At 55.2% G+C, this 20,442-nt stretch carries 24 protein-coding genes and 1 riboswitch; of the genes, 13 read left to right on the forward strand and 11 right to left on the reverse strand.

All coding sequences use genetic code 11. The features are described 5' to 3' along the window. Positions 1-204: 204 nt before the first annotated feature. The 7 genes from IEY52_RS02065 (at position 205) to IEY52_RS02095 (ending at position 5,908) form a co-directional block, all read left to right on the forward strand. Positions 205-957, forward strand: a complete 753-nt coding sequence (locus IEY52_RS02065) for a DUF554 domain-containing protein (RefSeq protein WP_188999064.1) — start codon at positions 205-207, stop codon at positions 955-957. A 29-nt stretch (positions 958-986) separates the two neighbouring features. After that, entirely contained in the window at positions 987-1,580 is a 594-nt protein-coding gene (plsY, locus tag IEY52_RS02070) for a glycerol-3-phosphate 1-O-acyltransferase PlsY (protein ID WP_188999066.1), read from the forward strand. Positions 1,581-1,582: 2 nt separating this feature from the next. Then, positions 1,583-2,287 (forward strand): bacillithiol biosynthesis deacetylase BshB1, encoded by a 705-nt coding sequence (bshB1, locus tag IEY52_RS02075; RefSeq protein WP_188999069.1) that lies wholly within the window; start codon positions 1,583-1,585, stop codon positions 2,285-2,287. A 197-nt stretch (positions 2,288-2,484) separates the two neighbouring features. Beyond that, positions 2,485-3,033, forward strand: a complete 549-nt coding sequence (locus IEY52_RS02080) for a hypothetical protein (protein ID WP_188999072.1) — start codon at positions 2,485-2,487, stop codon at positions 3,031-3,033. Positions 3,034-3,103: 70 nt separating this feature from the next. After that, entirely contained in the window at positions 3,104-3,493 is a 390-nt protein-coding gene (locus tag IEY52_RS02085; protein ID WP_194510041.1) for a hypothetical protein, read from the forward strand. A 59-nt stretch (positions 3,494-3,552) separates the two neighbouring features. Next, a complete protein-coding gene (locus IEY52_RS02090; RefSeq protein ID WP_188999078.1) occupies positions 3,553-4,161 on the forward strand; it encodes a cytochrome P460 family protein in 609 nt (202 codons plus the stop codon). 22 nt (positions 4,162-4,183) lie between these two features. Beyond that, positions 4,184-5,908 (forward strand): hypothetical protein, encoded by a 1,725-nt coding sequence (locus IEY52_RS02095; protein ID WP_188999081.1) that lies wholly within the window; start codon positions 4,184-4,186, stop codon positions 5,906-5,908. 59 nt (positions 5,909-5,967) lie between these two features. Here the strand turns inward: IEY52_RS02095 and IEY52_RS02100 are convergent, their stop codons facing one another. The 5 genes from IEY52_RS02100 to thiC form a co-directional block, all read right to left on the reverse strand. Further along, a complete protein-coding gene (locus tag IEY52_RS02100; RefSeq protein WP_188999085.1) occupies positions 5,968-6,957 on the reverse strand; it encodes an NAD(P)/FAD-dependent oxidoreductase in 990 nt (329 codons plus the stop codon). Between the two features lie 9 nt (positions 6,958-6,966). Then, positions 6,967-7,761 carry a thiazole synthase gene (locus IEY52_RS02105; RefSeq protein WP_188999088.1) on the reverse strand — a complete coding sequence of 265 codons (795 nt, stop codon included), beginning with the start codon at positions 7,759-7,761 and terminating at the stop codon, positions 6,967-6,969. Positions 7,762-7,931: 170 nt separating this feature from the next. Then, positions 7,932-8,126 (reverse strand): sulfur carrier protein ThiS, encoded by a 195-nt coding sequence (thiS, locus tag IEY52_RS02110; protein ID WP_188999091.1) that lies wholly within the window; start codon positions 8,124-8,126, stop codon positions 7,932-7,934. After that, on the reverse strand, positions 8,116-8,757 hold the full coding sequence (gene thiE, locus IEY52_RS02115) for a thiamine phosphate synthase (protein WP_188999094.1): 642 nt from the start codon (positions 8,755-8,757) through the stop codon (positions 8,116-8,118). Before thiE ends, thiS begins: the two co-directional genes overlap by 11 nt. Continuing rightward, positions 8,758-10,557, reverse strand: coding sequence for a phosphomethylpyrimidine synthase ThiC (gene thiC, locus IEY52_RS02120; protein ID WP_188999096.1), 1,800 nt, complete (start codon positions 10,555-10,557; stop codon positions 8,758-8,760). A 175-nt stretch (positions 10,558-10,732) separates the two neighbouring features. After that, positions 10,733-10,840: riboswitch (TPP riboswitch) on the reverse strand. A 99-nt stretch (positions 10,841-10,939) separates the two neighbouring features. On the opposite strand from thiC, the gene thiD reads away from it, so the two are divergent. Continuing rightward, a complete protein-coding gene (gene thiD, locus IEY52_RS02125; RefSeq protein WP_188999099.1) occupies positions 10,940-11,704 on the forward strand; it encodes a bifunctional hydroxymethylpyrimidine kinase/phosphomethylpyrimidine kinase in 765 nt (254 codons plus the stop codon). Positions 11,705-11,961: 257 nt separating this feature from the next. On the opposite strand, the gene IEY52_RS26570 is transcribed toward thiD, so the two are convergent. Beyond that, a complete protein-coding gene (locus tag IEY52_RS26570; protein WP_194510042.1) occupies positions 11,962-12,351 on the reverse strand; it encodes a hypothetical protein in 390 nt (129 codons plus the stop codon). A gap of 32 nt (positions 12,352-12,383) precedes the next feature. Between IEY52_RS26570 and argF the strand changes: the two genes are divergently transcribed. From argF to argJ, 5 genes are all read left to right on the forward strand, one after another. After that, positions 12,384-13,334 (forward strand): ornithine carbamoyltransferase, encoded by a 951-nt coding sequence (argF, locus tag IEY52_RS02130; protein WP_188999101.1) that lies wholly within the window; start codon positions 12,384-12,386, stop codon positions 13,332-13,334. Between the two features lie 68 nt (positions 13,335-13,402). Next, complete coding sequence (locus IEY52_RS02135) at positions 13,403-13,840, forward strand: hypothetical protein (protein WP_188999104.1); 438 nt, start codon at positions 13,403-13,405, stop codon at positions 13,838-13,840. Continuing rightward, positions 13,833-14,819, forward strand: a complete 987-nt coding sequence (gene argC / locus IEY52_RS02140; RefSeq protein WP_188999107.1) for an N-acetyl-gamma-glutamyl-phosphate reductase — start codon at positions 13,833-13,835, stop codon at positions 14,817-14,819. Before IEY52_RS02135 ends, argC begins: the two co-directional genes overlap by 8 nt. Positions 14,820-14,868: 49 nt before the next feature. Beyond that, positions 14,869-15,459 carry a barstar family protein gene (locus tag IEY52_RS02145; protein WP_188999109.1) on the forward strand — a complete coding sequence of 197 codons (591 nt, stop codon included), beginning with the start codon at positions 14,869-14,871 and terminating at the stop codon, positions 15,457-15,459. 71 nt (positions 15,460-15,530) lie between these two features. After that, positions 15,531-16,694 carry a bifunctional glutamate N-acetyltransferase/amino-acid acetyltransferase ArgJ gene (argJ, locus tag IEY52_RS02150; protein WP_188999112.1) on the forward strand — a complete coding sequence of 388 codons (1,164 nt, stop codon included), beginning with the start codon at positions 15,531-15,533 and terminating at the stop codon, positions 16,692-16,694. A gap of 73 nt (positions 16,695-16,767) precedes the next feature. On the opposite strand, the gene IEY52_RS02155 is transcribed toward argJ, so the two are convergent. From IEY52_RS02155 to IEY52_RS02175, 5 genes are all read right to left on the reverse strand, one after another. Then, positions 16,768-16,932: a hypothetical protein gene (locus IEY52_RS02155; protein ID WP_188999116.1), complete on the reverse strand. Its 165-nt coding sequence runs from the start codon at positions 16,930-16,932 to the stop codon at positions 16,768-16,770. Positions 16,933-16,961: 29 nt separating this feature from the next. Beyond that, positions 16,962-17,306 (reverse strand): hypothetical protein, encoded by a 345-nt coding sequence (locus IEY52_RS02160; protein WP_188999119.1) that lies wholly within the window; start codon positions 17,304-17,306, stop codon positions 16,962-16,964. Positions 17,307-17,467: 161 nt separating this feature from the next. Next, a complete protein-coding gene (locus IEY52_RS02165) occupies positions 17,468-17,800 on the reverse strand; it encodes a hypothetical protein (protein WP_188999122.1) in 333 nt (110 codons plus the stop codon). Positions 17,801-17,879: 79 nt separating this feature from the next. Continuing rightward, a complete protein-coding gene (locus tag IEY52_RS02170) occupies positions 17,880-20,006 on the reverse strand; it encodes a DNA internalization-related competence protein ComEC/Rec2 (RefSeq protein WP_188999125.1) in 2,127 nt (708 codons plus the stop codon). Then, positions 20,006-20,374 (reverse strand): ComEA family DNA-binding protein, encoded by a 369-nt coding sequence (locus IEY52_RS02175; protein ID WP_188999128.1) that lies wholly within the window; start codon positions 20,372-20,374, stop codon positions 20,006-20,008. Before IEY52_RS02175 ends, IEY52_RS02170 begins: the two co-directional genes overlap by 1 nt. Positions 20,375-20,442: the final 68 nt, after the last annotated feature.

Genomic DNA, 20,442 nt, shown 5'->3' on the forward strand with positions numbered 1-20,442 from the left:
TCACTTTTTTGAGGAGTGACGGTGAGCCGATACAATTTGGCGCAATCGGTGGCATCTGGTTCGATTATAACCATGAATGTCAGGCAAAAGTAAAGACCTTGTGCAAAAAAGCACCACTGGATCCTGTCCTGTCTTTTCAAGGTTGCACTGGGCTGTCTGCTGCAAGCGGATGGCAGCACATTTTTAAGGTTATATTGTGGCAATATGGATTTTTTCCTGAAGACAAGTGGCACCTGGATCAACTTCTTCACCGTTATTGTGGGCACCCTGCTGGGCATGGTTCTGGGGGGCCGCATCCCCGAGCGCATGAACCACACCCTGATGCAGGTGCTGGCCGTCACCACCCTGTACATCTCCATCGACATGGGCGGAAGCCTGGGAGGCCTGAAAATTGGCATCCTGCCCGGCATCATTGCCGCTCTGGTGTGCCTTGCTCTGGGAGCAGTCATCGGAGAACTGCTGCAACTGGAAGAACGCCTGGGCACCCTGGGAGAAACCCTCAAGCAGAAATTCAAAGGTAAAGGCCGCTTCACAGAGGGCTTTGTGACCGCCAGTTTGCTGTTCTGCATTGGTCCCATGACGGTGATCGGCAGCCTGCAGAACGGCCTGCAGCAGGACCCCAACACCCTGATTCTGAAAGCCACCTTAGATGGCATTGCTGCAGTGGCCCTGACCGGGGTGTATGGCATGGGGGTGGGGTTCTCTGCTATTGTCGTTCTGATTGTGCAGGGCATCCTGAGTCTGGCTGCTGGAGGTCTGGCAACCGCCCTACCCAGCCCTGCCACCGATCCCAGCGTGCTGCTCATCACCGGAACCGGAGGCCTGATGATCACCGGGATCAGTTTCAATTTGCTGTTCGGCAGTTTTGATGCCCCTTACCGGGTGCGGGTTGGCTCTTTCTTGCCTGCCCTGGTGCTGGCCCCCTTGCTGGTGGGCCTGATGTCTCTGTTCAAGTGAAGGACCCCAATTTGTCTTCGAGGTGACGTGTGGAAATTCTGGTTTTGCTGCTCTCTTACCTGTTCGGAAGCATTCCGATTGGCCTGCTGATCGCCAGGATGTACAACATCGACATCACCAAAGTCGGTTCTGGCAACATCGGTGCCACCAACATCCAGCGCAACATTGGCTGGGGACCTGCGCTGGTGGTGCTGGCTTTCGATGTTTTCAAAGGGGGCATTGCCCTGTATCTGGCCCGCACCCTGGGTGTGTCGGATTTTTTTCTGGCAGCCTGTGCTCTGGCCGCTGTGCTGGGGCACAATTACAGTGTCTTCTTGCGCTTTAAGGGAGGCAAAGGGGTTGCGACCTCCATTGGCACAGTTCTGGTGATGAATCCACTGATTGGTCTGGGCACAGCCATCCTGGCCATCAGCATCATTTACCTGACCCGTTTTGTTTCGGCGGGCAGCATGATGGGAGGAATTGCTGCCGTGCTGCTGCTGATTTACCACGGAGATCCCCTCTGGCAAATTGTCACAGCCACAGGTCTGGCTTTGCTGATCCTCTGGACCCACCGGGACAACTTCAAGCGCCTGCAGGCAGGCACCGAGCGCCGTCTGGGTTCTCCCAGAGAGGCCAAATAAACATGCGTCAGGTGTACGGTCAGCTGCAAAATCTCTATGCCCTGTGCATTGCCCCCCACCCGGACGATGCCGAAATTGGTGCAGGGGGAACCCTGATCCGTCTGGCAGAACAACATGCCGTAGGTATCCTGGAGCTTTCTCTGGGAGAGATGGGCACCCTGGGCACCCCCGAGCAGCGTTTGCAGGAAGCCCGTGACGCTGCCGAAATCATGGGTCTGGCCTTCAGGGGCAACCTGGAATCGCCCGATGGAGCCCTGCGTCCTGTGAAAGAACAGGTGCAGAAACTCGCCCAGGCTTTGCGGGACCTCAGGCCCGAAGTGCTGTTCATTCCCCACCTGCAGGACCGTCACCCGGACCATGTGGGCAGTTACCACCTTTGCAAAGAAGCCGTGCATCTGGCAGGCCTGAAGAAAGCCGATTTGCAGGGAGATCCCCACAGGGTGCGCAGGGTGCTGCTGTACCAGGGCAATTTTCCCATTGAGGCCAGTGTGCTGGTAGACACCAGTGCTGTGCAGGACAGGTGGGAGGCCTGCGTGCTGGCCCACGTGACCCAGTTCACGGGTCCAGCCGTTTCTGAAACCGTTTCCCCAGAGGTGGTTGAGCGCCGCAGGGCCAGAAACATGTACTGGGGCACCTTCGCTGGTGTGAAATATGCAGAAGCGTTTGAGAGCGAAACGCCCCTGCTGCTGGATCCTGCACAACTGTAAAACCCTTTTCAGGTTTTGTGGTTCAGGTTTTGTGGTCCTGTCCTGATGGGCAGGATTTTTGCATCTGGTCCATTTTGAATGTGGTTTATGAATGCAGAAACCTATGATGGACACATCAGGAATTTCTTAATGCCATACCACTCCTGACATCAGCAGTGCCCTGATTCCAGGGCACTTGCGCTCCTGAAGGCAAACCCATGAAAACCATTGCTCTTGCATCACTGATCCCACTTGCACTCATCTCTTGCAGCAAACAGACCCAGGATCTCCCAGCAAACCAGGGAAGCCAGCTGACCCAGAAAACCATTCTGGAAGAATGGACGCTGGAACCCAAGGCACCCACCAAAGAATTTGTTCCTGCCTGTCCGGTCTCAACAAAAGTCACATCTTCAGTCATCGTGCAGGACGCCAAACAATACTATACTGCAATGATCAATGGAACCTATGAATCTGCTCTGTCTCAGCGCTTTACAACAGAATGGTCTTTCGAGGGTTCTGCGACAGGAGGATTTGATGTTTCGGCAGTTAAAGCGAGCATCGGTCTGAAAGTTACCTACAAAGTCACCAAAGATTTAAATGTCACCGCCGCCCCAAGAACAAAAGTGACCCTATGGCGCATCCCTGTATACAGAAAGGTTTCTGGATATCAGATCAGGCAGTGCCCCAACAAACCGGCCGAAACAAGTGCTTTCTCAGCGAAAGATGGTCAGGATGTGATTTACTACACCACCGACCAAAAACTTTAAATGCCCCTGCTCACGTTCCAAGATTTCAATGCAATCCATCCTTAAAGCAATCTCACGAAAGGAACCTCACATGCTGCTTATGATTTTGACCTCTATGCCTCAGGCCACTCCTCCTTTGCAAATCTATGTACAGGAGCAGATCAGCAAGAATTCATCCGTTGCCCAAACCATCACTTTTGAGCTTCCAGATGGTTTCAGCATGACCATTCCTCTGGGGAACATTAAAGGCTGGCAAAAAATCACAGAACCCTCAAGGTGCACCAACCCTGAACAAAAAATCACCGTCACATTTACACCCAATGAAAACCACTCCAAAGTGGGCTATGGCTTCAAATGTGGAGACATGATCAAAAATGCCACAGTGGTTTTCTTTGCCCAAAAAACCAAGAAAGAAGTGCTGTTTGGAGAGCGCTCTTATTTGACCCCCGCCATGAAGAAAGCTGTGGAAATCCCTCGCTGATTTACGCAACGCCCAGTGCCTGTGCTTTTGCAGACAGGTTCTGGGCATAAAATAAAACCATGAAGCACGTGGCACAACTTGCCCTGACTGGACTCCTGCTGGTTTCCAGCACACCTGCAGGGATTCCCAGTCCTCAGGAGGATGCGGTGGCGGCAGCAGCAGCCCTGCCCTACCCTGAAAATTACCGGTCCACCATGACCCTTTATGCCGTGGTGGACCGTCCTGATGGCATGGTTCGCAAGCTTTATGTGAGCCTGCCTGCGCTGGAGGCTGTGAAGAACCAGCGGGCCTATCCGACTTCTGGGGATGCACTGTATGTGATTGAGAATTACAAGGCACAGAGCGCCAACCAGAAGTACCTGCTGGATGCGCAAAAACACATGATCCCAAGGGAAAACCCTGAAACCATCCATGTGATGCAGCGTCGGGGCAATGTTTCTGGAGCCATGGACAACTGGAATGTGCAGAGTTTTCAGGTTGCAAGCCACACCCCGGACCTCACAGCCACCCTGTCAGAGTGCTGGTCCTGCCATGTGTCTGCAGAAAAACGGGATTTTGTGTTCTCGAGACCGGTGTTGCAAAAGTTTTTGCTGACCCGGCAGGTGCAACGCTGGGATTGCCCCAAAACCAACCGACAACTGTGTGACCAGCATTTGGACCCCCAGTGAGACAGCCGTATAAAATGGAGGGGTGAAACACAAAATACTGCTCACCTCACTGCTTTTTGCCGGAAGCCTCTCGCTGGCTGCACCACTGAACCGTTATGTTCCTGAAACCGCCCTCGCAGAATTTGAATTGAACGACCTGAAGCAGGTCAAACCCAAAATCAACACCCTGCTGGACCTGGAAAGCACCCTGCTGGACGCAGGTCTGGAATACGACGAGGCCAAACTGGTGCAAAGCCTGATCTGGGGTGGGCTGGGCACCGAGGCCAGCCTGTCGGTGCACACCGTCAAAAACGATGTGGAGGTGCTGGCCGTCACCCGTGTGGACAAAGCCTCCCAGAAACAGGTGCAGAAACTGCTGGCAGAGGCCAGCAAAGACGGCAAGAAACCCGTGCGCCTGCAGGAAGGCCGCTATGTGTTCTTCGGACAGGAGGATTTTTACTTCGGGTTTCAGGATGGTCTGGCTTACGTCAGTTCGCATCCGCAATTGCTGCGGGAATTCTTCAAACGCTTGCAGAACAGCAAACTGGACAGCCTTTCCAGGCAGCAGAGCTTCCAGAGCACCATGGCTGATGGCACAGGCAACTTCAGGGCTTTTGTAAACCTGAAACTGCTGATGAACCTTGCCCTCAAAGAAGTGCCCAAATCCGATCTGGAAAGCGTTCCCGAAGTGATCAACGCCATGAGAAGCCTGCAGGGTCTGGGCCTCTCGGCAAAATTCACAGCCTCAGGGATGGAAGGCAGCAGTGTGCTCAGCTTCCAGAACCTGACCCCAGAGCTGCGGGGTTTGCTGGCGTACTCCAAATCCAATTTCAATGCCAACACCCTGATTGCGCCTGGCGTGCAAGGATACGCCGTGGGTGCCGTGAATGCCCAGGGCTGGCTGGATTACCTGGTGGGTCTGGTTCCAGAACTCAGCAGCCAGCTTCCCGAATCTTACGAACAGTTCAAAGCGCAACTGGGCACCGAAGTGGTGACCCTCTACCCTGCTGCCTCCTCTGGCAAAACCCTGTCCAGCCTGACCGGACTGGGTGTGCTGTTTGGTCTGGAGGTCAAAGACCCGGATGAAGCACAAACCCTGCTGGACGATCTGGTGCAGCAACTGGAAGACCTGCAAAACCAGACCAACACCATAGAACCCGTGGTGGACGATGGTGTCACAGATCTGGATTCCCCCCCTGAAGAAATGACTTCAGAAGATTCAGGGCCTGTGGATCCCGTGGACCCCGATCCTTTCACCTCCATGACCTCCGAAAAACCCGAATTCAAGGTGCAGCGTCTGGATGGAGGCATCACCTGTCTGGACTTCGCCCAGGACAGCGAAAACGCCACCATGAGCCAGATGGCCGCCCTGAATGGCATGCTGGGAAGCGCCATGAAGGTGTGCTTCAAGATCCACCAGAACTTCCTGATGGTGGGTCTGGGCAGCGATGCCCTCAATGCACTGCCTGAAGCAGATCAGGCCCTGTCTCCCTCCAAACAGCAGGTTTACTTCGGAAGCCGTGCCCTCACGGGTTTCCAGTGGGTGGGCGAAGATTACTACAAAAATTACGCCAGTCAACTCAGACTGGCTGGGGTGATGCTGGGCTCTTTCGCAAAAGACAGTTACGAGCGCCAGATCATGGGATTTGGCACTTCACTGCTCTCTGGCTTTGCCAACCTGTCTGACCGCATTCAGGAAAGTGTGGATGTCTCCTACTTCGAGAACAACCGCCTGGTCAGCAAGAGCACCACCAAAATCAACTGGTAAACAGCAAAAAACACCCCCGGGACCTGAGGAGGAGGTAAAGGGTCCTGGGGGGTGCTTTTTCAGTGTACGGTGACCCCATAAGAGGGGGGTGATTCCTGCATGAAAAGCTGCATCACCCGCTGAGCAGTAACCGGGGCAAGCAAGATGCCATTGCGGTGATGTCCTGTGGCAACCAGAACATTTTGCAGGCTGGGATGGGGGGCAATCATGGGCTCGGGCAAAAGGGGACGCAAACCCACTTTGTGGTCCAGAACCCGGACTTCTTGCAGGTCAGGTTTGTGCTGCTGGACATAAGCCAGCAAGGTGCTTCTGGCCCCATGGGTGGGGGTGGTGTCCCAGGTGTCAATCTCGGTGGCCCCCACATAGGTGGCTCCCTGCCTGGGCACCATGTATCCTCTGCCCTTGTAGGTGGCATGGTCTACATGCTCCCCCTCAAGCAGCAAAGCCTGTCCCTGTCTGCTTTGCACTGGAATGCCAAAACGGTTGCTCCAGGCTCCGCAGGCCAGCACAGCACCATCGGCCTGCAATTCGCCAGAAGAGGTGTCGGCTTTGATGGTGTGCCCGTCTTCCCACAGGCGCTTCACTTCTGCCTGGGTCACAGGCACCAGGGCATGCAGGGCACGCAACACCTGAACAGGATCCAGGCTGCCTTCTTCTGAATAGAAGGCCATCCCGTGAGGATGTTCAGGGTTGTCTTCGGTCCACTGGCCAGCAGATTGCAAGTTGCTTTTGAATTGTTCTGCTTCCTGAAGGTGGGTTGCAGCATGTGCCAGACTGGAAATGTAGCCCACATCCAACCCCATCCTTTCAAAACGCTCCAGCCAGGTTTTCCAGAGCTGCAAAGACAGCTGGGCTTTCTCGCGCCAGGACACAGGCAGGGAATGGGCTTCACTGGTGGGGGCCAACATGCCGCCGCTTGCACGGGTGGCTTGCCCAGCAAACCCGGCATCCAGCAAAGTCACCTGCCAGCCCAGGTCCAGCAGTTGCACCGCAATCATGCTACCCACGATGCCTGCTCCAACCACCATCACATGTTTTTCGGTTTTCAAAGTCATCTCCTAAACGGGAACTTCCGGGTTCATCAGGCGCACCACGCCCTGCACCGGGCTGCTGGGGCTGGCATTTTCCCGAACAGGCATGCGGCCTGCCAGGTGAGCTTCCCTTCCAGCTTTCACAGCATCCCTGAATGCAGCAGCCATGCGCACAGGGTCTCTGGCCTCTGCAATCGCAGTGTTGACCAGCACACTGCTGGCCCCCATTTCCAGGGCCTGAGCTGCCTCGGAAGGCACCCCCAGACCTGCATCCACCACCACGGGAGCCGTGACGCTTTTCAGGATCACCTCAATGCTGGCCCGGTTCTGAATGCCCTGACCAGAACCAATCGGGGAACCCAGAGGCATCACAGTGGCACAACCCACCTCCTGCAGGCGTTTTGCCAGCACAGCATCTGCAGGCATGTAAGGGAGCACCACAAAACCCTCCTCACAGAGGACCTTTGCCGCTTCATATGTGCCAATGGGATCCGGCATCAGAAAAGCCGCATCTGGAATGACCTCCAGCTTCACCCAGCTGGTTCCGGTCAGGGCACGGGCCAGCCTGGCCACCCGCACGGCTTCCTCTGCGGTCTTGCATCCTGCCGTATTGGGCAAAAGCTGGTATCTGGACAGGTCCAGAGCATCCAGAATGCCCACATGACCTGCTGCGCCAACCTCCACCCTGCGAATGGAAACCGTGACAATCTCTGTTCCAGAGGCCTCCAGTGCCTCTTTCATCACTTCAAAATCCCGGTATTTTCCGGTGCCCAGCATCAACCTGGATTGAAACTGCTGTCCGGCAATGGTCAGTGTATCCATTTGAAACCTCTTTTCTGGGGTTTGTGTGTTGTTTTGTTGATCCATCTCAGCTTCCACCCACCTCCCCTCGTCAGGGAATCGAAGGGGCTCAGGAATCTCGTAAACCACCAACCTCCCCTCGTTAGGGGAGGAGCGAAGGGGTGACGAAGTCCAGCCCAAGCGGGTGGGGTCTACCCCCCTTGCATCGCCTTCACAATCTCAATCACGTCACCGGGCTGCAAGGGCACATCCAGAATCTGTCCAGCAGGGTAAATCTGCTCGTTGACCATCACGGCCACACGGTCTGCAGAAACCCCAAATTCTCCCAGCAAACCCAGCAGGGTTAAGCCTTCCTGGTGGGGATGGGTTTGTCCATTAACCTGCATGAACCAGCTCCAGGACTTTGCCAAATCCCAGGGCGGCATGCTCGGGGTCGGGGGCGTTCAGGATGGCCCGCACCACCGCCACCCGCTGCACTCCGGCCATCACCAGATCGGTGATGTTGTCCAGATCGACATTTCCGATGGCATAAAACGGGATGGGCAGTTTTTGCTTTACAGCCCAGCGGGCATATTCCAGGCCCACAGCCTGCCTTCCTGCTTTGGTGGGGGTTTTCCAGATGGGGCCAACGGCAAAGTAATGCGCTCCTTCTGCAACAGTCTGCAGGGCCTGTTTGGGGGCATGGGTGGAGCGTCCGATCAAGAGGTCTGGGGCCAGGGTCCGGGCAAACTGGGGAGGCAAATCCTGCTGTCCCAGATGCACGCCATCTGCCTGCACCGCCAGGGCCACATCCACACGGTCATTCACAAAGAAGGTTGCGCTGTATTTGCGGGTGAGGTCCCGCAGGGCTTCTCCCAGACGGATCTGGGTCTGAACCTCAGCGTGCTTGGCCCGCAGTTGCAGAACGCCCACCCCTCCTTTCAAAGCCGCCTCACAGCGCTGCAGGTATTCCGCTTCGGGCATTTCTGGGGTGAAATTGGCCACCAGATAAAGCCTGGGATTGGGTGCAGGAGCCATCTAACCCACCACCTCGGGGTCCAGGTAGATGTTCAGTCCTTTTTCCAGGAACTCCTCGGATTTGTCCTGCATGCCCCGCCGGATGTCCTCGGTGAGTTTCATGGAGCAGAAGTGGGGGCCGCACATCGAGCAGAAGTGGGCGGTTTTGGCGGCTTCTGCGGGCAGGGTGGCATCGTGGAAACTTCTGGCCCGCTCGGGATCCAGAGACAGGTTGAACTGGTCCTCCCAGCGGAATTCAAAACGGGCTTTGGAGAGGGCATTGTCCCGGATCTGGGCACCCGGAAACCCCTTGGCGAGGTCCGCAGCATGGGCAGCAATCTTGTAGGTGATGACCCCTTCCCGCACATCGTTCTTGTCTGGAAGCCCGAGGTGTTCTTTGGGGGTCACGTAGCACAGCATGGCCGTTCCATACCAGCCAATCTGCGCTGCACCAATGGCCGAGGTGATGTGGTCGTAACCAGGGGCAATGTCCATGGTGAGCGGCCCGAGGGTGTAAAAAGGCGCTTCAAAACAGTGCTTCAGTTGTTCATCCATGTTCTCTTTGATGAGCTGCATCGGGACATGACCGGGGCCTTCAATCATGGTCTGCACGTCGTGCTCCCAGGCGATGCGGGTGAGTTCTCCCAGCGTGTGCAGTTCTGCAAACTGGGCGGCGTCGTTGGCATCTTCCAGCGAACCGGGACGCAAACCATCTCCGAGGCTGAAACTGACATCGTAAGCCTGCATGATCTCGCAGATCTCTGCAAAGTGGGTGTATAAAAAACTTTCCTGGTGGTGGGCCAGGCACCATTTCGCCATGATGGATCCGCCCCTGGAGACAATTCCGGTGCGCCGTCTGGCGGTCAGGGGAATGTAGCGCAGCAGCACCCCGGCATGAATGGTGAAGTAATCCACGCCCTGCTCTGCCTGCTCGATCAGGGTGTCCCGGTAGATCTCCCAGGTGAGTTCCTCGGCCTTGCCCCCCACTTTTTCCAGTGCCTGATAGATGGGCACAGTGCCCACCGGGACAGGGCTGTTCCTGATGATCCACTCGCGGGTCTGGTGGATGTTCTTGCCTGTAGACAGGTCCATGATGGTGTCGGCTCCCCAGCGGGTGGCCCAGACCATCTTCTCAATTTCTTCCTCGATGGAACTGGACACCGCACTGTTGCCGATGTTGGCATTGATTTTCACCCGGAAGTTGCGTCCGATGATCATGGGTTCAAGCTCCAGGTGGTTGATGTTGGCTGGAATGATGGCGCGGCCCCTGGCCACTTCTGAGCGCACAAATTCGGGGGTGATTTCACGGGGAATGAAGGCCCCAAAGCCCTCTCCGGGGTGTTGTTGCAAATAATCCTGCATGCCTTCCAGACGCTCCTGCTCCCGGATGGCCACATATTCCATTTCTGGAGTGGTGATGCCTTTTCGGGCGTAATGCATCTGGGACACATTGCGGCCTGCTTTTGCTTTCAGAGGGAGGGGAATTGCAGGAAAGGTGTTCTGGTCCTGCAGCAGGTTGCGGGTGAATTCAGAGGAGAATTCTGGCAGAACCTCCACATCCTGACGGTCCAGCAGCCCGTTTCTGCGGATGGGGGGCAACCCGGCATACACATCCACCTGCCTTGTTGGATCGGTGTAAGGACCGCTGGTGTCATAAACCCACACGTCTGAATTGGGTGTGTTGCGGGAAACCCCATTCCACATCTCAAGCGTAGGATGCTGCGAGATCACCCGAAAGGGCACCTGCACATCCGGGTGCAGTTTGCCCTGCACGTGTTTTTTCTGGCTGGCGGGAAAAGGCTGGGTGGTGATGGTCTGCATGAAACCTCCAAAAAACGACACAAAAGAGGACCCACCCGGGTTTGAATCCGGGCAACGCAAAATCAGGCTGGACAGCACATCCCCCTTGATGAGGACATGCAAGCATCAGTTCAGATGATCCGCTCCTTCAGGGGACCACACAAACACTGCAAAAACATTGAATTTTCAGGGTAAAGGTGTGTGCTGGTCACGTTTCCTCCGCTGGTACAAACCAGATCAGGTTCCACGGGTTGAGCTTCTGCTCTCTCAGCCGCTGTAAAAGTCGGCACCCCGAGTGACGTTTACAGGTGTAGCAAAAAAAGCGCCTGCAAGTCAATGGAGAAATCCAGAACCTGTCAGATGGGGCTTCCTGTAAGGTTCGGGTCGGCTACAATCTGAAACCATGACCTCCAGAGCCCTGCTTCCTGTGGCCCTCTCCATCGCTGGATCGGATCCCAGTGGTGGAGCAGGCATCCAGGCCGACCTCAAAACCTTCCATGCCCACGGGGTGTACGGCCTGACCGTGCCCACCCTGATCACCGTTCAGAACACCCTGGGGGTACAGGAGGTCTTTCCCCTGCCTGCAGGGCTGGTGCAACGCCAAATCGAGGCCCTGCTGGAAGATTTTGAAATTGCGGTCATCAAGATTGGGGCACTGGGAAACGCAGACATCATCCAGGCTGTTGCTGAAGTTCTGCAAGGCACCAGAAGCCCTGTGGTACTGGATCCGGTGCTGGTGTCTTCCAGTGGCAAAACCCTGCTGACAGTCGAGGGCATTCACGCCCTGAAAACCCTGCTGTTTCCCCTGTGCACCCTGATCACACCCAATTTGCCTGAATTGCAGGTGCTGTATGGAGGACAGGTCCCAGACACTGGCACTTTTCTGGTCAAGGGAGGGCACGGCTCAGGCGAAATCCTGGTGGATGCTCTGTGGGTAAATGGGATCCAGATGGCGTTTTATCCAGCCCAGAAACAGCACACCCGGCATTTGCATGGCACAGGATGCACCCTCTCCAGCAGCATTGCTGCACATCTTGCTCTGGGAAGTCTTCTGGACATGGCCATTTCAAAGGCCCATGCTTACCTGCAGGAAGCCATCAGGCATGCTCCTGATCTGGGTCAGGGCTCGGGAGGATTGGAACACTTCTGGATGCAGAAACGCTCCTGATTGGCTGAAAGTGCCTCCAGCTTTGTTTCAGTTGGTTCTCATTTAATTTTGAGGTGACACGCTTTCAGCTTCCAGATTTTCTCTGCATGGCCCACTTCTGTTGTGCAGCAGAACCTTAAAAACACATTTTTTGACCGCCATTGTGCACAAAAATTCAGCTTTTCTGGCTTCACATTTTTGCCTTAACCGAGTCTTTAGACACATTTACGGGAAACCCCTTAAGCCAAAAATGTGATGAATCCCTGACCCCAAACAGGTTAAGCTATACTCGGGGCGCAAAGAGGACATGCATAACCCATCCCAAACCATTGATCACCCATCACCCCATCCATCCTCCGGGGAACCCTAGATACAACCCATTGAACTTCCACCATCCAGAGCGCGATTATCGCGCCCCTTTTTTTTGTCAAAAATGCCCAGGAAAAGCCCAGTTTGCTGGGCATTTTGCCAAGGGCGCAGGACCGAGGGCCGAGAGCAATACAGAACCAAAACAGTTGTTCCGTACAAAAGACATGCAGCACAGCAAAATAAATCACAACTTGCTGCACTGAAGGGTGCTCTTCCGGGATTTGGAATCTCTCAAGACCATTCTTCCCAATCATTTTGAACAGCCCTGTGCCCTCGGCTTTCCACAAATAATTATTCAAAAACCACAAATTTTATGTATAATCATTAACCTATGACGAAGTTCCCCCCCCGACTCACTGGCAGAGATTTCCTGAGCAATCTGGACGTGACGCCTGAAGAATACCGCGCCCTCATGGACACCGCCCATGCCATGAAGCGCGGCGAATTTAAAGGTCTGAAACCCCTGGAGGGACAGACCCTGGCCCTGATCTTCGAAAAAGCCTCCCTGCGCACCCGAACCACCTTCGATGTGGCCACCTACCAGCTTGGGGGGCATTCCATCACCCTCACCAACAATGAAATTGGTCTGGGCACCCGTGAACGCGTCTCGGATGTGGCCAAGAACCTGGAACGCTGGGTGGATGGCGTGATGGCCCGCGTGTACCTGCAGAGCACCCTGATCGAACTGGCAGAACACGCCAGCATTCCTGTGATCAACGGCCTCTCTGACTTTCTGCACCCCGTGCAACTGCTGGCAGATTACCAGACCATTGAGGAGAACTTCGGCACAGAAAACCTTTCTGGCCTGAAAGTCACCTACCTGGGAGATGGCAACAACCTCGCCAACAGCCACATCCACATGGGCGTGCTGACCGGAGCCCACGTGACCGTCTGCACCCCGGTGGGCTACGAACCCAATGGTGGCGTGCTGCTGGAAGCCATCAAAGCGGGTGCCAAGATCACCCTGACCAACAGCATCGAAGAAGCCCTGGAAAACACCGATGTGCTTTACACCGATGTGTGGATCTCCATGGGCCAGGAAGCCGAAGCAGACCGCAAACGCAAAGCCTTCGCGGGTTTCTGTGTGGACGCTGCCATGCTGGAAAAAATCAAACCAGACGGGGTGTTTCTGCACTGCCTGCCTGCCCACTACGGCGAGGAAGTGGTCCCGGAAGCCACCGAACACCACAAATCCAGGGTCTTTGATCAGGCCGAAAACCGCCTGCATGCCCAGAAAGCCCTGATTTACCATGTGATGGGCGGGCAAAACGTCCGCTGGTAACACCTTTTTCAGGGCGAGGCAGACACATTGGGGTGACCTCGCCCTGTCTCTTTTTTCAGAGGCCTGAAATGCACCGAAAAGCTCCACACAACCAGTTGCTGGGACGGCTGATCTGGCCTGATGATGGATCCCTGCTTTACAGAACGGATCTGCTGGACCATCCCAGAGATCCCCAGATGTTCTGGATTGGAAATGCAGCAGACCATCAAGTCCATGTCATGGCCCAGCTGGATCTGTTTGACCTTCCCGTCTTGCAGGGAGGTCAGGAAGGTCTGGTGCTGCTGGAACCCTTTACACCGAACAGGTCTTACTGGTTGTGTGTGAGGACGGGCCATCTGGTCCGGCTCAGAACCCTGAGCGGGTTCATAGACATTGAGGTTCTGGAAGCACTGGATTCTGGGTACATTGAGGAAACCACTGGCACGCTGGATGCCAGCAGCAGAGACCGCTTAAATCAGCTGGTTCTGCTGTCCAAATCCGACACTGCAGGAGAAGACCATGGGTAAACCCCGAGTTTTTATTGATGGAGAGGCCGGAACCACTGGCCTGCAAATTCGCTCCCGGTTGCAAGGCAGAAACGATCTGGAACTCATCAGCATTGATCCTGCCCTGCGCAAGGACCAGAACGAGCGCAAACGTCTGCTGGGCAGTGCCGACCTGGTGATTCTGTGCCTTCCCGACGAGGCATCCAGAGAAGCCGTCAGCATGATCGAAAACGAAACCACTCGTGTGCTGGATGCCAGCACCGCTTACCGGGTGGCGGAGGGCTGGACCTACGGCTTTCCCGAAATGACCCCCACCCAGAAAGCAGAGATTCAGGGTGCCCGCTTTGTGTCCAACCCTGGCTGTTATTCCACGGGAATGATTGCCCTGGTACGGCCTCTGGTGGATGCTGGCCTGATTCCTGCCGATGCGCCCATCAGCGTGCAGGGGTTCAGCGGATACAGCGGAGGAGGACGGCAACTGGTGGACGCCATGGAAGGCCGCGGAGGAGAACACCCCCTGGCCGGGCTGTTCAAGTCTTATGCTCTGGGGCTTGCCCACAAGCACCTGCCCGAAATGCAGAAATACGGGACTTTGCAATTTGCTCCGCTGTTCACCCCTTCGGTGGGGGCGTGGCGTCAGGGGATGCTGGTTCAGGTGCCCCTGTTTCTCAGAACCCTTCCAGCAGGCACCACGGCAGAAAGCATCCATGCTGCACTGGCAGAACATTACAGGGGCCAGCGTTTCATTGAAGTGATGCCTTTCGAGCACGGCAAACCCGCAGAGCCTCAGCTGGATCCCCAGACGCTCAATGACACCAACAAGCTGCAGATTTTTGTGTTCAGCAATGCTGCACTGGGACAGGTGCTCCTGATGGCAAGGCTCGACAACCTGGGCAAAGGGGCTTCTGGAGCCGCTGTGCAGAACCTGGATGTGATGCTGGGTCTGGAAGGAGAGCAGGACTACAGCGTGCCCCCAGAAGCTCCTGCTGTGACGCCCTGACAATCCCGTTATGAATTTGGGAAGACAGAACCCCTAGAATGAAATCAGCATGAACCACCCGATTGAACACTTCTTCCATTTCACCTCGCCTGCTTCTGAAACAGAGGCAGGTCTGGTGCTGTCCGGGGAGCACGCCGTCCTTGGAATTCCAGAAGTGCATTCTTTCAAAGCGCTGATTCAGGTGTATGCAGAGCATCTGGGACAGGAAGGGTATTTTGGCAACAGCCTGGATTCCTTTCAGGATTGCCTGAACGATCCAAAAAATTTCTGGAGTGTTCAGCCCAGCAGCCTGGATGTGCAGCACCTGCACTTTCCAGACCTGCCTCAGGAAGATCTGGAGCCATACACCGTCGTTCTGATTGAGACCGTCATCCATTACCACACCCACAAGCAGTACAACCAGCAACTGGACCCAGTGCACATCCGCAGGGAATTGCAACTGCATTTTCCCAGCATGTCTGAAGCCCAGATGGAAGCTTACATCTCCCCCATCCCCACCACCACCCTGAGGGTGTTCTTTCCTGCTGAAAGCAAAACGGTGCTGCAAGAGGTGCTGGACATCCACAGTGGCACCATCTCTGATGAACTGGACCGCTGGGCAGCCAGAGGATTCACCCTCCCTGAACGGTTCACCCTTTAACACCAGAACATGCGGCCAGAGGCAGCTTTTTGCACTGTTCTGTCCCCATGCTGAAATCCCAAGGAGCATCCATGACTTTAGCGTTTCAACCCAGAGGATTTAAAGTCTGTGCCAAAAACATTGGCATCAAACAGAACCTGCTCGATTTCACCGTGATTGCCTCGGAGGTGCCTGCCTCAGGTGCAGCGGTGTTCACCAAAAGTGCTTTCTGTGGCAGCCCCATCATCGTTGGCCGGGAGCATGTGCAAGACGGGATCCTGCAGGCTTTTGTGATCAACAGTGGCAACAGCAATGTCGCCACCGGAGAGCAAGGCATCCAGAACGCCCGTGAAATTGTGCGTCTGGTGGCTGCAGAGCTGGACATCAAGCCTGAAGACATTCTGCCCTCCTCCACAGGTGTGATTGGCCGTCAGCTGCCCATAGACATCATCCGGGCAGGCATTCAGGGGGTGGGGCAGCAACTCAAGGAAGGCCATCTGGAAGAGGCTGCCGTCGCCATCATGACCACAGACACCCGTCCCAAGGTGCGGGCCGCCCAGATTGGTGACGCTGTGCTGGTGGGCATGGCCAAGGGCAGTGGCATGATTGAACCCAACATGGCCACCATGCTCTCTTATTTTGTGACCGATGCGCAGATTGAGCCCGCCACCCTGCAAACCCTGCTGCGTGAAGTGGTGGATCTGTCTTTCAACATGGTCAGTGTGGACACCGACACCTCCACTTCAGACACTGTGGCCATGATGGCCAACGGACTGGCCGGAGAGGTGGACCTGCAGGAGTTCCGGACTGTGTTCACCCAGATGGCCATGGAACTGGCTCAGGACATTGCCCGCGACGGAGAAGGGGCCACCAAACTGATCGAGGTGCGGGTGCAGGGTGCCCATTCTTTCAGGGATGCCAAAGCCCTGGCCAAGAGCATTGTGAACAGCCCCCTGGTCAAAACCGCCATTTTCGGGACCGATCCCAACTGGGGCCGCATCGCCATGGCCCTGGGCAAGGTGGACACCCAGGACACCCAGATTGACCCCTATCAAGTGCAGATTTCTTTTGGAGATTTGATGGTCTATGACCGGGGCAACTCTGACACTGGCCAATTGCAGGCCCTCACAGATTACCTGAAAGGCTCTGACATCCTGATCGATGTGCACCTGAACCTGGGAGACCAGCAGGCCACTGTCTGGGGCTGCGATCTGACCTATGACTATGTGAAGATCAATGGGGAATACACCACCTGATCTGCAACAACATCAAACTGACACCAAACAACACAAGACCCCAGAGCATTCTGGGGTCTTTACATTTGAGGAATCAATGGATTCCCGCAGGGGAAATCAGAGCATCCACCTGATCTTCACTGTGTTCACGGGCAGAACTGGGCAGGGCCTGCAGAGGTCTGGGCATGCGGTTTCCCAGCCACTTTTTGCCCAGAAAAGCGAGTCCAACACCAAGGGCGGTCAGCAGCAAGAGTTTCATGTTTCCCTCCTTTGTGGGGACTGAAAAATTCAGCGCCTGCGCAGGAACAAAATGGCCAGAATGCTCAGCAGCAGCGCTCCCAGCAGGAAGTTTCTGTTGCGCTCGGTCTGCAGGTTCTTCCAGAGGGTGCTGTCCTGGGCTTTTGCGGCAAACTCTTTCACGTCGGTGGCCAGAGCGTCTGCTTTGACTTTGGCATCCTCCACCACCCGGATCACGGGTTCGCGGATGTTGTCAAAATCGGCTTCGTGAAATTCCTTTCGGGCTTTTTCACTGAGTTCTTCCACTTTTTCTTTGACCGTCTGGGCAGCCTGTGCCACTTTTTCAGAGACTTTTTCAGTCAGGGGGTCTTTGTGGTCTTTGTTCTGGGCAGTCATGGAATCCTCCTGTGTTCAGTTGACTCTGAATGTGCTTGTTTTGCTGTAAAAAATGCTGGATTTGATGCATCTGCAGCAAAAAGCTCAAAACAGAAAAAGCTCAAAATCCAGTCAAATTCAAAAAACCCCGAGACCATCTCGGGGCGGAAAGGGGGGACAGATCAGGCCAGGGTTCTGCGGCGTCTGACCAGGAACAAAGTTCCCAGTCCCAGTGCTGTCAGAATCAGCAGGTTGCGTTTGGAAGCCACTTTTCCAACAGGCTTCATCATGCTCTGCATGCGCTCATTGGCTTTGATGTCGTGGACTTTGGACTTGAGGTCATCCACTTTTGCCTTGACGGTTTCGGTGGTCTGTTCGATCAGGTGGGGTGCGGTTTCAGCACGAACTTCATGAATTCCAGAGCGCACTTTGTCCGCAGTCTGGTGAAAACGCTCTCTGGTCATTTCAACTGCATTACCAAAACGTTCTTTCAATGTGGGGGTTTCCTGGCTCATAATGGCCTCCTTGAGCATATTAAACCATTTGGGTTTTTAGGAAGTCTGATAGGCCTCTTAAACATGATTTAGGTGTTCTTCAGGGCAGGTACAGCATGATGGCTCCAAGTTGATCTGTTCTGAGCATGTTGATGTGCATGGATTGTAAGCGTTCTAACACTTCTGTATGTGGGTGGCCATAATTGTTTTTCCCAGAGCTGATCACTGCATATTGGGGGTGTATTTCTTGCAAGAAAGCCTCATTGCTGGAATGCCTGCTGCCATGGTGTGCCACCTTCAGGACATTCAGCGGACCCACACCCAGTTTGTTTTCCAGAGGATCTGGCAAATCTCCCAGAAAAACTGTGCTGAACGTGTGACGTTCCAGACGGATCACCAAGCTGTTGTCGTTGTCTTCTTTGCTCCAGGGGGCACCTTCTGGATAAAGCACCTGCAAAGCCGTGTCATTCACAGTGAAGGTGTCTCCCCTGCGCACTTCCCGGATGGAGATGTTTTTGCTGCGAGCCACCTGCAAGACCTCCTGCAAAACAGGATCTTCCTCTTTGAGGTGCCCCAGCCAGAGTTCTCCTGTGGGAATCTGCTCCAGCACTGCCGCAAGACCTTCAATGTGGTCGGTGTCTGCATGGCTGGCCACCACCACATCCAGATGGAAAATTCCCAGTTTCCTCAGTGCAGGCAGCACTGTTTTGCTGCCCACATCAAAAGAACTGCCTGGACTGCCTCCTCCATCAATCAGCACATTGAAATGCCCGAGTTGCAGCAATGTGCTGTCTCCCTGCCCCACATCCAGGTACACAATGCGGTAAGGAGGAAACATCTGGGATGGAAGCCAGGACAGCAATGCAGCCAGCAAACTGCAGGTCAGCATGCGCACTGCATTCAGTTGGTTTCTCAGCCACCAGAACGCTGCAAGAAGCCAGAGCAAGTACAGCACCAGACCAGCCGGGCTGATGTGTCCCCAGGGCAAGGGGGGCACCTTTGCAAACAGAGAAATCAGCCACAGGAACACCGTCAGAACCAGTCCTATCAGGGGGTTGATCAGGAAGGCCAGTTTGCCCAGCAAACCTGCCAGCATTCCAGCAGGCACCAGCACCACCATGAAAGGTCCCAGAATCAGGTTGCTGAGCGGGCTGATCCAGGGCAGGGCGTTGAAATTGCTGGCCACCACAGGCAATGTGGTCAGCTCTGCACACAGGGTCGCTGCCAGACCATAAGCAAGCCAGCGGGGAATGCGGTCTGGAAGTTTGTTGACCACCTCTGGCACAAACCCCAGGCCCAGCACGGCCAGATAAGAAAGCTGAAACCCCACATCAAAGAGCCACATGGGGTAACACAGCAAACTGACCAGAGCTGTGAGGGCCAGGGTACCCAGCAAATCCAGTTTGCCCCGTCCCAGATAAAGGGACAGCAACACCACAGTTCCTTGCAACACAGCCCGCAAAATGCTGGGTTCAATGCCCACCAGAAGCAGGTATGCACCCAGAAATCCCAGCAGAAACAGGTGCCTTTTGCTGCCCCACCTGCGCAGCAGCAGTTCCAGGATTCCCACCAGAATGGCCACATGCTGCCCACTGAGGGCCAGAAAGTGGGCCACTCCTGCACGGGCAAAGGCGTCCTGCATGGACCAGCCTCCCAGTTGCTGGTCTTTGAGGTTCTGTTTGTCTCCCAGTTCCAGGGCCACCATCAGGGCGGCTTGCTGTGGGTTCAGGTGGGTGGTCAGGCCCGTCTGAAAGTGGCTCTTGAAGCCCAGATCTGGCTCAGAAGACACCACCTTGCCTCCATACAGCACACCTTGCACCCCACGCAGATGCAACCACTGGGCGTAATCAAACGCATGGAAATTGCGTTTGCCTTCTGGCGGGTTCAGGGCGCCCCGGATCACCAGATGACCTGCTGGAACCTTCGGAGCTGGAGCCAGCGCAATTCGGGCTGCTGGTTCTTTTAACTGCAAAAATGATCCATCCCAATCCCCAGAAAATTCCCATTTCTGGCCGTAATAGGGCTGCAGGGGATCAGGTGTTTTCAGCAAGGATCCAGAGTGAAAATACCCCCATCCCAGACAGACCAGGGCCAGCATCAGACCAGGAACAGAGCGCAGAAACAGCAGCGCCAGCAGCAGAACCACACTCCAGAATTGTCCATTTGCCAGCAAAATCCCTGCACACAGGGCCGCCAGCAAGTAAACAGGCAGGGTCAGAACACGCATCAGAAAGTGACCAGTGGCTCCAGGGCATGCAGCATTTTCTCCCCGATGCCTTTCACTGCATCCAGGTCCTGCAGACTGTGGTACGGACGGTGGTCCAGGATGCGCTGGGCCAGTTTTTCCCCCACCCTGGGAAGTTCAATCAGATCCTGCAAAGAAGCGGTGTTCAGGTTGATTTTTCCCACCACAACAGGCCGAATGCTGGCCGTAGACACAGGAGACACAGGAGGCGCAGCAGCTGGGGCCACCTGCCGCACAGCAGGCATGGACCGCACCGTTTCCAGATGCACCCTGGGTGCCCTCAGGTGGTCCATCAGGATCCACACGCCCACCAGCAAAAAAGCCATCAAAAGACCATGCACAGGTTTCATTCCGCTTCCAAATTAGCGGCTTTGCACAGCAAAAGAAAGCCCCAGAACAGCAAAATCGGGATTTTACT

It is taken from the genome of Deinococcus roseus, assembly GCF_014646895.1.
Lineage (GTDB): Bacteria > Deinococcota > Deinococci > Deinococcales > Deinococcaceae > Deinococcus_C > Deinococcus_C roseus.